Source organism: Paenibacillus sp. FSL L8-0436, from assembly GCF_038593025.1.
Taxonomy (GTDB): domain Bacteria; phylum Bacillota; class Bacilli; order Paenibacillales; family Paenibacillaceae; genus Paenibacillus_AQ.
In genome coordinates this window covers 3,989,954-4,003,114 of record NZ_CP151955.1, presented here as the reverse complement: position 1 = coordinate 4,003,114, position 13,161 = coordinate 3,989,954, and the positions used below count along the sequence as shown (strand labels likewise).

Sequence of the window (13,161 nt, the reverse complement as noted above, 5' to 3'; positions counted from 1 at the left end):
GGCTTCTTATAAGGACGGCTTAGCCGTTTCCACTTGCGGGAGCATTTTTAACAGCGTTCCCTGCCGGTATTCTTCCGGGTCCATTTTTTGATTGAACTGCAGTCCAGCGGCATGATTCTGTGCTTGATCCTCATAATGCGGACTACATACATTACCCGATTGACCCGGTGCCAGGATATCATAGGAGCAGCGTTTCAGATCAGACAGGTCAACCACCGTCCGCCAGGATGCAGACCAGTATACGGCACCAGTGGCGTTCGGAACCATCGCTCCCACCGATATATTGCTGCCCCCGATGGGGCGCATTTTGGTGTTCAGCAAGCCTTTCAGGCCTTTTACGGCTGCGCCGAAGGGATGCACGGGACCAATGCGGTGATATGTCCCCCAGGTCCAAGTGCCGGGAGTATTCCCCTGCAGCCGGACACACTCCTGGATAGCTTGCTTGTAGCTCTTAACAACGGCTTCAGCCCATCCCCCTGCACGAATGAACCAATCATTTTCAACTCCCTTATCGGCTTCAATAATCATCCTGTCGAGAACATTGACCTTATCAAACATCCGGGTGAAGAGCACCTTTCCCATAACAGGCTCGAAGATGGCCCTTCCCAATTCATCCACCCATTTATAAAAAATAAGCGGTGCGGCCTGATCCGCTTCGTCCTTCCGGTTCCAGTGCTCCAGGATATCTAAAGCCGACTGTTCAGCAGGAGCAAGCTTAGCGTGCAGCCGGATTCTTGGAAGCAGAATTGGCAAAAGCAAATCAGCCTGCGGATTCATGTAGTCAACCTGAAGCTTCATCATCTCCTCGGCCCTTATCCCCGACATTTTGGAGAGCATTTCGTAAATACGGTTTGCCCGGTAAGGAGGAGCCCAAGCGTATGACAGGAAGTATGGATAACTTTCGTCAGCTAATTTGTTGTTAGCGCTGATAATCATACCTTCTTGCGGATTCACTGACTCTGGAAGTTCATCAAACGGAATATAACCGGTAGGTTCATATGCTTTCTTCCATCCCGGAACGGGCAGCAGGCCGTCATGGTTCTGCCGGATCGGCACTAGTCCCGCTACCTTGGAAGCTATGTCATCCTTTGACGCGAACATGAAGGTTAGTACCGGAGTCTGATACTGCCTCAGCGCAGTTCTGAACTCCTTCCAATCTTTCGCATCATTGAAAGCCAGCACGGCTTCCAGCTCTGTGGTAGGCAGATGAGCCGGCCATGACAGGGCCAATGCTTCCGAATCGTCTTCAAGCTCTTCATCCATCCCGAGTACGCCACATAAAATGGGACCGTGATGCGTAACCATAACCTCAAGCTCGGTTTCAGGCTCTCCCTTGACCTTTATTTTTTCGCGGTATATTTCGGCGTCTAACCAGCGTTCGTCATATTCATACTTGTATTTGTCTTTGGGATTTATTTTTTCTATATACAAATCTTGTGTATCAATTTTTGTGTTCGTAACTCCCCAGGCGATGTGCTCGTTATGGCCCAGCGTGATGCCAGGCACACCCGGTATGCTTACCCCGATCACATTTTTACGAGTCACTCCGTCTTTAATGATCACTAGATGCGATTGATACCAAAGTGAAGGATTACTGTGGTTAATGTGCGGATCATTGGCCAAAATCGGATAGCCTGATTTGGTATGTCTCCCCGATAATACCCAAGCGTTGGACCCAGCTGTTTCGTCCGGTAGCTCTGTTGTCGCTGCGAGGAGCTCTTCAAGATCAAGGAGCGGATTAATGGAAGGCTGCAATGGTACTCTGCTGCATTCTTTACCGCCTCCGGTGGATTGAGGGCTTGACTTAACCGTGACAAACCCGTCCGGCGGATATACGGGGAACAATTGGGTGCATAAGTGGAGTCCGGCCTTTTTAGCCAGCTGATAACGATAAGTCTCGGCCCGCCAATTTTCGCTCATGTCATATGACATCAGCTTGAGGATCATGAGGCAGTCTATCGGATGCCAGGGAGCCGGCCGATACCGCAGCAGCTTGAATTCCAAAGCCAGCTTTCCCTTCCCCGTCACCTGTTGGATGTAAGCGTTAACCCCCTTGCAATAGCTGTCCATGATCATACGTGTCTTCTCAGAGTAAGCAGCAAGAGAACGTTCGGCGGACTGCCGCAGCTGAAGCGTCCGGAAAAGCTTGTCGCTTCTTAACTGGGCGCTGCCGATAATTTCGGCCAGCTCTCCTCCGGCAAGCCGGCGCATCATATCCATTTGCCACAAACGGTCCTGTGCCGTGATGTATCCCTGCACCTGATACAGATCCTCTTCAGTCTCCGCTTCGATATGCGGTACGCCTCTTTGGTCCCGGTATACCCGGGATTCGTATGTTAACCCGGGTATGATCAGACTGCCCTTGGTTTGAACTCTTGAACGGGTGAGATAGCCGATTCCTGCTCGGGTAAACGAAGCAGCCATAATATTGTTGAGCAGATCCCAAGAAATCATAAGGAGCCTCCTTTACCTACTCTTTAAGCTCAATTCCAGCTCCAAGCTCAGCGGCCATTCGATAAAAATAGGAACCCACTGCGATATCAAATACCGCCATCCCCATCGGATTGAACATCACGGCTTCAGCAGTGGACAAGTGTTTAAAAGCGCCATTGATAACGATATCCCCGATGGAGAAGGTACCTTCTTTTTGCAGATTCTTAAGCTTATGCAGCATCTCGATGTCCGTGTTTTCCCGGCATACCTCATCCCAGTCGTCAACAGCGATTTGCCGGGTGTATTCGTAAATGTCCGCGGTGAAATCCCGCAGAGACACATTGAGCAGTAAAGCTCCGTCTTTGGGCTTTCGGTCAATATACCGGTGTTTCGATACCGTGCATGTCATAAAAATATCCGATTTCCCGTAAACCTCTTTCCAGTGATCACAGACGGTAACGCGGTCCCGGATAGAACTGTTGATATTTTCTGTATCCACTCCGCGCAGGTCATAGATAAGTACCCGCTCTATTTCTTCCGGGAAAAGCGCAGCGATCATTTTCAGATGGAGCTGTCCGATAGGGCCGAATCCGATAATTCCTGCGGTTAGATGAGATTTCTTTTGGGCTTGCAAAAACTTCTGTATAACCAAACCGGAGACCGATGCGGTTCTGATCCCGCTGATCAGACCGCTGTTTATGATGGAGACCGGCTGCCCGGACGAAGCGTCGTTCAGAACGGTAACCGAATGTGCACGCTGTATCCCCTGATTAATATTGTTCGGGAAGCTGGCGATCCATTTGATTCCAGCCATCGAAAAAGATCCGCCGACAAAGGCTGGCATCGCAATAATGCGGTTGGCTGGGTCTTTAAAACGCACATAGGGTTTGACCGGCTGGGAGAAATCACCTGCATGCAAGCATTCTGTTGCCTTCTCAATTTCACGAACCGTTTCTTTCCAATGTAATCCGATTCGGTTCAGATCATCCGTATTAAGGTATAGCATAAGAACCTCCTAGATATAGATTGGATTATATGAAGCTGTTCTGCAGGCTCAAATATTGATGAAGGGCCTGCCGATCCGAAGCCGTATCAAAACCGAACGAAGTTATTCCACTAGGGATATTGGCTTTTACCAAACTGCTCAATACGGTTTTGGGGCCAAATTCAACTGTCAGGCTGATGTTCTGCCCGCTAAGAAAGCTCATCGTATCAACCCACCTAACCGGATGAGTGATCTGCCGTTTCAGCAAGTCAGCTGCCGTTTCTTCATCCGAGTAAGGCTGTCCGGTCACATTGGAAATGACCGGCCAGCGAAGGCGGGAGAAATGAATTGATTGAAGAGATTCGGCAAATTGTTCAGAGACCCCGGCCATTAAAGGATGATGAAAAGGAGCGCTGCGAAATAAAGGGGTTATCGTTGCACCCATATTTCTCAGGCTCATCTCAACCAGATCCATTGTCTGATTTTCTCCCGAGAGGGCGGTCTGCTCCGGAGCATTCAGACAGCTGACGCTAACCCTGGAGCCTGATGGATCAGCGGAGCTGCACTCAAGCTCTACCTTCTCCAAAGCCACGCCATCTACTATCGTCATTCGACCAATTCCCGACTCAATATGACGTTGAGTGAGTTCCCCACGCCGGTGTACAAGCTGTAAGGTATCCTTGAACGTAATTGCTCCGCTGACTGTAAGTGCAGCGTACTCACCCAGGCTGTGTCCTGCTGTATAATCGGGCTGAATTCCGATCTCCTGCATATAGACTCGATAAGCACTGATACTCGTTGTTAGAAGAGCCGGTTGAACGATAGAAGAATCTGACATATCACTATAACTACCCTCGAAGCAAATCTTGGCAAGATCGTATCCCAAAAGATCGCCTGCTTCTTCGAAGGTCCGCCGGACTACTGAATACTCCCGGGCAAGCGCCTGTCCCATTCCAATGTACTGTGACCCCTGACCGGGAAAAATAAAAGCAAGCTTCTCCATGGTTGCTCTCTCCTATTCTTTGCTGGTTTTCATCTTTATGTAATCGGGAAAAGGCTGAATAGCAGACAGATCATGTTCAAGCAGCACCGTATTTCCGTTCTCTCCGATCTCCTGAAAGCCGGCGAATTTGTATGTAACATACATCATCCGGTTCCAAGGATTTTCAACAAATTCCGCTCTCAGCTTACATCCCGCCTTGCGGGCTTCACGCATTACAAAATTCAGCATGACGGACCCGACGCCGCGGGACATCACTCGGCAGGACATGAGCAGCAGTTTGAGCGTCCATATATCCTCAGAGCATTCAACGAGGGCAAGTCCGATTTTTCCGTAGGTTCCATATTTATCTTCCAGCTCCGCTACCCAAAGCCGGTGCCGGTCTGATTGCCGGAACTCATCCAATTCCTGATAAGAATAGGTATAGCCTGTAGCATTCAGCTGATGGGTTCTTACGGTCAGCTCTTCGGCCCGCTGCAAATCTCCCTCGCTGGCCGGGTAAAGGCTAAAATCCAAATCCAAGGTAGCAAGAAACTCCTCTATGGTACCCGAAAAACGTTCTTCATCTTCTTTTCTTTCTATATCGTTCTTATACAGGCTCCGGCGCATCCTGGAATCTTCGGTAATGAATCTGGGGTTCATATCGGGCCTGTCCAGGATTGACGAAATGTCTTCAGCGGCAATACATCTTACTTCAGGCAGCGAATAACGGACCTCGTCTCTTTCAAAGGGTTGATCATCAATAAAGGCAATGGTGTTCGGATTGATGTTGATCAGGGCAGCTATTCGTTTAACCGATTCTGATTTTGGCTCCCAGGATATTTGCGGGTACAGGAAGTAGCTATGGATACCCAGCTCCTTCAGCTTCAGCATCGCTTGGCTGGCATCGTTCCTGCTGGCAATAGACAGCAGAATGCCCCTTTCATCCAGCCTCTTAATGACCTCCAGAACGCCTTCCCTCAAGCCCACCTGCTTGTCCTCAAGCAAAATCCCTTCCCAAAGGGTATGATCCAAATCCCATACGACGCACTTAACTTTGACTTCCTCGACAGTCTGCTGTACGTTATCCCCGGTATGATTTCCATGTAAGTTCAATCCCCAAACACCCTTTCCCTTTGATCTAGCCCGCTAAGCAAGCAGCCGGTTAACTGTCTGTTCAATGGAATTGATAGATTTGAAATTATCGGGATTCATCTCCTGATTCGTAATGCGGATGCTGAAGCGGGATTCCAGATACATAATGAGCTGCATTGCGAACAGGGAGTTAACAGCACCAGAGCTGAAGATGTCCTCATCATCCTGAATATCCTGATTTTTCACATAGCGGGACAAAAATGCACGAACATCCGATTTAATATCTGACATTAGCCATTCTCCTTTTTTTGTTTTTTTGCATATATGGAGATTAATATTGATAGAAGCCCTGACCGGATTTGCGTCCGCATTTTCCCGCCGACACCATCTGGCGCAAGAGAGGGCAGGCTCTAAACTTCGGGTCCTGGTACGATTCGTACAACACTTCAAGTGAATACAGTATGGTATCCAGCCCGATGAGATCACCTGTTTCAAGCGGTCCGCTGGTATGGCCGAAACATTCTTTGAAAATACGATCGACATCCTCTGGCGGGGCAACCTGATCCTGTACCGTCCAGATCGCTTCATTGATCGTCAGCATTAACACCCGGTTTGACACAAATCCCGGCATATCGTTAACTAATATGTATTTCTTGCCCATTCCCGCTAGGATGCCGGCTGCACAATCAATCGTTTCCTGTGAAGTATAAGCGCCCCGGATGGCCTCCACCGTGGATTTTAAGGGTACAGGATTCATGAAATGAATGCCCAGGATACGGTCGGGGCGACGGGTAAGCCCACCAATCTTTGTAATAGATATACATGAGGTGTTGACTGCAAAAACCGCAGATTCAGGGCAAATCTTGTCCAAAGCCGGATATATATCCTTTTTAACCTCCCATTTTTCCGTTACGTTCTCGATAATAAAGTCGCAATCACTGAGAACATCCATATGGAGATCGCCTTCGATGCGGCTTAACACCTCGTCTGGATCAAAGGATTCCTTCCCCCGCGTATAGAACTGGTGCATTCTTGCATTGTTATATATCTCTCTTTTCGCATGTATCAAAATATCCTCGTTAACATCTACCAGTCGCACATTAAATCCGGATTGAGCCAAATTCTGTGCGACCCCAACTCCCATGACACCTGCTCCGATGACACCGACTTTCTTCATTTTCCGCACACTCCTATATTTTTTATGATATATGGCACATAATGTTTTATTTCCAATAGTTAGACTATTATGTAATCAGATCCTAATTCACAAAACAATAGTAAGGCAAAAATATCCATTTGTCTACTAAAAATATGCATAAATATACAATATAATCTGTTATCAAAGATAATTATGTAATAATATATTATTATTACAACCAAATTCCATATAGATAAGGCGGCCTGATATGATGGATTTTCGTTTAACCAGAGAACAAATAGAACTGCAAAAACAATTCAGATGTTTTACCGACGAAAAAATAGCCCCTTATGCACAGCAGCATGATGAAGAGGAAAAATTGACAGATGAGGTTCTTGAATACATGAAACAATCAGGCTACCTGGGTACTATGATTCCACAGCAATATGGCGGAACAATGCTTAATATGGTGGAAACCGGGCTGCTTAACGAAGAGATTGGCAGAGGATGTGCCTCTGTTCGCAGTCTGTTAACCGTTCATGGAATGGTCGCATTGGGTATTCTGAGATGGGGAACTGAGACACAGAAGGATTACTGGCTCCCTAAGCTGGCCAGCGGCAGTAAGATCGGGGCATTTGGTCTGACAGAACCTCTTGTAGGCAGCGATGCCAAAAGTGTAAGTACATCCGCTATTTTGCATGAAGATTCATACATCCTGAATGGGGTGAAAAAATGGATTACGATGGGGCAGATCGCTGACGTATTTATTATTATGGCCCAGTTGGATGGAAAACCTACGGCTTTCCTGGTGGAGAGGGACAATCCGAATCTGACAATTAAACCAATGAAGGGACTGCTCGGCTGCCGGGCTTCCATGATTACAGAACTCACCTTGGAGGATTGCCGGATTCCGGCTGACAGCATTATAGGGGCACCGGGTACAGGCCTGTCGCACATAGCTTTAACCTGTTTAGACTATGGAAGATATACGGTAGCCTGGGGGGCCGTTGGTACGGCACAAGCATGTCTGGAGGCAAGTGTTCATTACGCTAGAAAAAGAAAGCAATTCGGAAGACCTCTTAGAGAATACCAGCTCATCCAGAAGATGATCTCGGAAATGATTGTAAGTATTAAAGCTGCAAGACTTATGTGCTTTCATGCAGGAAATTTGAAGGACATTGGCGATCCCGATACCATTATGGAAACATGGGCTGCTAAATATTATTCAGCAAGCATAGTCAACAAAATTGCCAGCGATGCTGTTCAAATTCACGGAGCCAACGGCTGCAGCCGGGATTATCCTATTGAACGATATTTTAGAGATGCCAGAATCAATGAAATCATAGAAGGAACATCACAGATGCATGAAGTCTTAATTGCAATGAACGGATTTCGGACAATCTAAAACCTAGTTTTCTATAGCCGACGATTGTTCCGATACAAAAAAACTGTCAATTCAACATCTAAGAATCTAATACTTTATTTTTCTTCTTATAATAGCGGGTGGTTTTATGTTTCCCGCGTTTCACGCGCTCAACTGGCTAAAGCCATAACAAATAAAACCCGTCAGTGACGGGTTTTATTTGTTAAAGAAGAGTTTTTATCATTAGAGTATTTACAAATGAATGTAAGTTTCCGATAGTTTAAATGGTATGAGTAAAGAAGGGGGATGTTTAATGCTTAAATCAAAAAGCTTCTGATTATTATTGGTCTCATTGTTATATTAGAATTTATTGTTTTTACAAGCATGTCGCTGCAAGATGCTATAGCCATGAACTTTTTTATTGTATCTCTTGCTATACCTCCTATTTGGTTTGTGGGGATGTTCAAGCCTTCACTGATCGTTCGAAGGGGAATTAAAAGAAACCGAAAAACATTGACTAAGTATTCTGCAATTCTATTTTTCGCTTTCACTGCTATGTTTATTACAGTTACATCAATTGTGAAATACAAGTCACCAGAACGAACCCCTTCTATGGCAGAGATATCGTTTGAGTCAAATATCCAATCCCATTCTCTATAACCAGAGCCTTGATTGAACACACGAATATTAGGTTGGACTTGACCCACAGCTTTCTTTAAGAAAGTAGAGTTAACCTTTGCTGATACCTGAATATCCAAAATGTTTTGAAGCCTGTGTGTTTGATCCGACACCTGGATGTCAATAAACTGGATGCTTTCAGAGATTTTTAAGTCAAAGTCAAACTTTATGTATGTATTGTTGTTCAAATGATTAGAGTGCATAGATGATTCAAACAAATTAATTTTATACATGAATGAAATATCTCCCTCTGTTAAAAAATTTTTAGTGAATAAACCCCTTCCTCTGAACATGAACCACAATTCAAATGAATTTCAAACCCCAAAATCACTGTAGGGATGGGTCTGCCTAATGTGCCAGAAATACAAAATCTATGCTGCCCTTGACCTGTACTGTAGTGACCGCATTTATATTTGTATAAATAAATCGGAAACATACGATCCGGTTCCTCTTTCATTAGTTGATTAACATATGGACAATGCTTGGGATTCGATTTGTCTGTATCTTTGTGCTTATCTAAATCTACTAAGCCTTGAAGAAATAATGAGCACCCCTTCGAGGGATCTTTATAAACATGGCAATTACCAGAATGAAGATACAGGCTGACTGATTTGCCCTTTAAATCAAAGTTTTTTACTCGAACTGTGATTTTATCTAGATTGAAATAGTAATCAATCTCGTCCCTAATTAGCTTCATAGACTTATTGATCCGTTCTCTTCTAAATGAAATTAACCTTCCCTGCCCCATGCCGCGACTCCTTGGTAACTGGTCTGTAAAAATTATCTTGCACTCTGTATAGTAGCCGCCTTTTTAAGTTGCATCAAATTACTCTCTTGAATCGATACATCCAAATTGTGACTGTTTACAACTGTTGGCTTAGATGGATTGTATTTGCTGCATCGAAGCAAATGCGTGTATTCCATAAAATAACGGCATTTTCCGAATATAAAGTGATCCCTGCGTTGCAGAGACAATATTTCCTCATACTTTGTTTGCAAGTCAGTTGTATCGGGTGTACAACATTATTTTGTAATCGACTTGGGATATGTTCGCACACGGACATTGCTACCTCATAGGTCCGAAGAATGGAGCTTTTGCCAACATTGTTTGGCCCTACTAAAACGACAATCTAATACAGTTCAATTGCGACTGGATTCTTCCTATTCCGCGAAATTTCTGAATGATCAATGCTTCAGTCGAGGACGCCCTTGATTCAACGATTCTAATGTACGCTGCTGCTCGCTCATTTCTATTCCTCCTATACATTCGTTCTTAACCTCAACAGTAAACTACCTAATTACAAGGGACTATTTCCCTCTTAGGAAAACAATCCCTTCATTTGTAATCCGGAGCGTTCGTTATCGCAGCTGCCGAATAGGCGGGGCGACCTTTTCCCTGGCTTCTGCCGGCGGGCCGCCACCGCCTTCCATCGCTATTCCTGTTTCCCCACACCGGCTGCGGCAGCTCAGACGATCCTGTTGCATCTCTCTGTAGGAGTCGATTAACCGGTGCTGCAGTTGCTGTTTTGTCCGGGACGCCCGGAGATATCCAACTTAACCCGCCGCCGCGGCTGATGCCCACGTAGCTGGTCCTCCTGGCCAACCACCGACTCCCATCGCTCTTCCTGGTTTCCACGCGCCGACCACGCCTGGAATTCATACTACATTTGCTTTTAATACTTACTTTACAGTCGATTATCAAATCGGCAATAGTATCATGTTCTTGTCCAATTTCGGCAAAGGGACCAATTTCTTGTCCTGATCAAAGGACAAGAAATTGATCCCTTAAAACAGAAAACCCGCGCTGGGCGCGGGCTCTAATGGGACTATGTTCTTTTGGTTTAACAATTTCGTAGTATCATACATGGTCCCATTGCCGACAAAGCCCTGTTCTTGTCCTGAAAAAAGGACAAGAACTTAGTCCAATAAGCTGTTCCTAATGGAAGCGCCTTTTGTATTATACTGTGTCAAAATTCTTGCTGTGAATATATTTTATCCATTAATTATTTTACTTAATCACTTACACTTCATATGGATATATTCTTTCATATCCCTTTCTTTGATTTGAAACTGTTTCAATGTAATCATAGTGATCCTCCTTGATGTGTGCCTCTGTGTATTCAATCCACACTTCATCTATAGTACTTCGCTCAACAATATTTCTTATCTCACGAATTAACTCCCCATATCCGTCATTAATATTACCATTCATTATTCTATAAAAACTGTTGTTAAAGAAAAGAATTTTCTTATAATCAGATCCGTAATTCTTAAATTTATCTTCAGCCGACTTTATAGTTTCATTAAGGTGCTTTGTCTGAGTTAAAAATGTAGAGCCTAACACACTGCAATCTAATTCGATTCCATTACTAGGATCTATAAAATGAATAGAAAAATTTAGTTTTTTTTCATTAGTTCTGATGTACTCCTCAGTCCTAATTGGGTGCTGAACCCATTCTGATTCGATAATATTAATATCTTCCATTTCTCCTATTTCAGGCCTACTATAAAGATTCCTTTTCACTTCTTTCAATTTCTTGTCAAACTTGTGTTTACTGTATTTAGAGACATCTAAAGTCACATTTCCAAACTCTACATTCCTTTTTTCCATAGAGGTAACCTCATTATATGCAGCACTTAATACTCTAGAGATTAGGTCTTCTTTTTCTGAATTATCGTCTTTACTATTCAAAATACGAGACAATGATAATATTGTTTCATCGAATGTTAACTTAACACCTATCAGTTCAGACTTTTTCTTATTCAATTTTTTGCGCGTTTTCTTATTTTTGCAGCTAATATCCTCAATTAAACCACCAATAATTTTAGTAAATGAACTTACGGTGTTTATTGCTTGACCATACAATGTCTTAGCTTCGATTACAATATTTTGCCCTTCATAAATAAAAGAAATTTCAGGCCTTTTTCCCTCTGTCCCCGTATTATCCAAGCATTTAAAGCCAATATGTCTTAGGTCCGTTTTGTATAATCTATTAATAAATTTGTTTAAAAATAAATTCACCTCACAGTTTCTATTTTCACATTCTCCGGTCTCAATGTAACTACATGATTCTCCCATAATAATCTCCTTTTTCAAATAATATATATTCATGGATTTATATTTGAGCATTTTGCATAATTCAATTTTTAATTCAAAGTCAAAGTCGAGGGCTATTTCCAAAGCTCCGTTTTTGAGATTTGGGTTAGAAGTGGGCAGACGGGCAGAATTTCGGTGAAGCTGACATTTTTAAGCGGCGTCTCGGACACGTTGCTTCGCGATGGCAAGTGCAGAGGCAAGTAACACAATCGCATTCAAATATTGGTGGGTCGTCACTTTTTGAATACCCCAAACATGGAGCTGGTCAGCGGTTAAATAGGCCTTCATTCGAGAATTGCAGCGCTCCACACTGGTTCGTTTATTGTAAATTTCCTTCCAGCCTCGGCTTTCGCGATGCGGTAGAGCGTAACGTCTGAGATCCTTTTGGCTGTCAACTTTGACCACCATTCCATAATTGGAGGACGAACAAGCGGCCATGCCTAAAGGGCAATTCACATGTCCTGTCGCATGTGGACAACGGAATTTCAAATCTGCCTTCTCCTGTCCCCAATACGTCATAGGAAAGCCCATCGAACAGCAAGGTGTGCCTTTGCGGGTGATCCCCGCTGGCGGTTCCTTTTCATTTCTGGGATTGAGCGGAATAATGGCTTGTGCCTTGACGTTCCGGGCCGCCTCGTAGTTTTTCATTTGGTCATAGCCTGCATCCAGCATGAAAAATTTCGCTTTGGATTTCGCAGCGGCAAGCGTCATGAGTGCAGGCCCTTCGTCTCCGTCGTTCACATGGGCAGGCGTCACCTTTAGCACCATCGGAAGTTCACTCTTGGCATCGACGGCCAGATGCAGCTTATAGCCAAACCACTTAACTTTGTTGCCGAAGGTATCAAACTTTGCACCCCAGTTGGCATTGCCAGTGAGCTCGCTTTTTCGCTTGGGTTCCTTTTTCTCGTAGGCGTCAATGGCTGCGCTGTCGATGGCGACATGAGTGCCGTCGATGATTCCAGCTTCTTGGCACTGAGCGACAAGATCCTCAAACAACTGCTGGGCAAGGTTTTTGCGAGTCAACTCGGCAAAAACCCGGCTTAACGTGGAAATCGAAGGGGCAGGGATATCCAGCCGAAGCCCACATTGGTAACGGAAACGAAGGTCAAACTCCAATCTGCGCGCTAGGCCGGTGAACGTATCGATGTTCTCTAAGGGAGCCGCGAGTAATGCGCGAAGAATGCCTTGACGGCAGTGCCCGTCCGCTCCTCGGGGTGAAGGATTTCTCAATTGCCTCGCACACGGTCTCAGGTCCAGTGCACTGAAAAAGAGGGGCAGTCGTTCTTTCGATTCGATTTTTTGAAGTTCCTCAAAGGAAAATAGACTTTCTTGGAGAATATACATAGTGACTTCACTCCCTTGGGTTTTCTCGTTTGGTCACTTGAAAACTTCT

The 13,161-nt window shown here is 44.8% G+C and carries 11 protein-coding genes; 1 reads left to right on the top strand and 10 read right to left on the bottom strand.

Annotated features, from left to right (window positions below; genetic code table 11):
- Nucleotides 1-6: 6 nt before the first annotated feature.
- Genes NSS79_RS18170 through NSS79_RS18145 form a run of 6 tightly spaced genes read right to left on the bottom strand, consistent with a single transcriptional unit; the run spans nt 7 to nt 6,669 of the window.
- The gene (locus NSS79_RS18170) at nt 7-2,454 is read right to left on the bottom strand and encodes a penicillin acylase family protein (protein ID WP_342435573.1); all 2,448 of its coding nucleotides are present in this window, start codon (nt 2,452-2,454) and stop codon (nt 7-9) included.
- A gap of 16 nt (nt 2,455-2,470) precedes the next feature.
- Nucleotides 2,471-3,439: a 2,3-diaminopropionate biosynthesis protein SbnB gene (gene sbnB / locus NSS79_RS18165; protein WP_342435572.1), complete on the bottom strand. Its 969-nt coding sequence runs from the start codon at nt 3,437-3,439 to the stop codon at nt 2,471-2,473.
- A gap of 25 nt (nt 3,440-3,464) precedes the next feature.
- Complete coding sequence (gene fabD / locus NSS79_RS18160; protein WP_342435571.1) at nt 3,465-4,421, bottom strand: ACP S-malonyltransferase; 957 nt, start codon at nt 4,419-4,421, stop codon at nt 3,465-3,467.
- A 12-nt stretch (nt 4,422-4,433) separates the two neighbouring features.
- Nucleotides 4,434-5,513, bottom strand: coding sequence for an HAD-IIIC family phosphatase (locus tag NSS79_RS18155; protein WP_076114512.1), 1,080 nt, complete (start codon nt 5,511-5,513; stop codon nt 4,434-4,436).
- Between the two features lie 33 nt (nt 5,514-5,546).
- Nucleotides 5,547-5,783, bottom strand: coding sequence for a phosphopantetheine-binding protein (locus tag NSS79_RS18150; RefSeq protein WP_076114511.1), 237 nt, complete (start codon nt 5,781-5,783; stop codon nt 5,547-5,549).
- Between the two features lie 40 nt (nt 5,784-5,823).
- Nucleotides 5,824-6,669, bottom strand: a complete 846-nt coding sequence (locus NSS79_RS18145) for a 3-hydroxyacyl-CoA dehydrogenase family protein (protein ID WP_076114510.1) — start codon at nt 6,667-6,669, stop codon at nt 5,824-5,826.
- A gap of 229 nt (nt 6,670-6,898) precedes the next feature.
- Between NSS79_RS18145 and NSS79_RS18140 the strand changes: the two genes are divergently transcribed.
- Complete coding sequence (locus NSS79_RS18140) at nt 6,899-8,035, top strand: acyl-CoA dehydrogenase family protein (RefSeq protein ID WP_256718294.1); 1,137 nt, start codon at nt 6,899-6,901, stop codon at nt 8,033-8,035.
- Between the two features lie 275 nt (nt 8,036-8,310).
- Here the strand turns inward: NSS79_RS18140 and NSS79_RS18135 are convergent, their stop codons facing one another.
- The 4 genes from NSS79_RS18135 to NSS79_RS18120 all read right to left on the bottom strand — a co-directional run bounded on the left by NSS79_RS18135 (nt 8,311) and on the right by NSS79_RS18120 (nt 13,112).
- Nucleotides 8,311-8,904, bottom strand: coding sequence for a hypothetical protein (locus tag NSS79_RS18135; RefSeq protein WP_076114630.1), 594 nt, complete (start codon nt 8,902-8,904; stop codon nt 8,311-8,313).
- Between the two features lie 20 nt (nt 8,905-8,924).
- A complete protein-coding gene (locus NSS79_RS18130; protein WP_076114631.1) occupies nt 8,925-9,419 on the bottom strand; it encodes a hypothetical protein in 495 nt (164 codons plus the stop codon).
- A 1,272-nt stretch (nt 9,420-10,691) separates the two neighbouring features.
- Nucleotides 10,692-11,852, bottom strand: a complete 1,161-nt coding sequence (locus NSS79_RS18125) for a hypothetical protein (RefSeq protein WP_342435570.1) — start codon at nt 11,850-11,852, stop codon at nt 10,692-10,694.
- Nucleotides 11,853-11,918: 66 nt separating this feature from the next.
- Nucleotides 11,919-13,112 carry a transposase gene (locus tag NSS79_RS18120; protein WP_342435569.1) on the bottom strand — a complete coding sequence of 398 codons (1,194 nt, stop codon included), beginning with the start codon at nt 13,110-13,112 and terminating at the stop codon, nt 11,919-11,921.
- Nucleotides 13,113-13,161 lie beyond the last annotated feature (49 nt).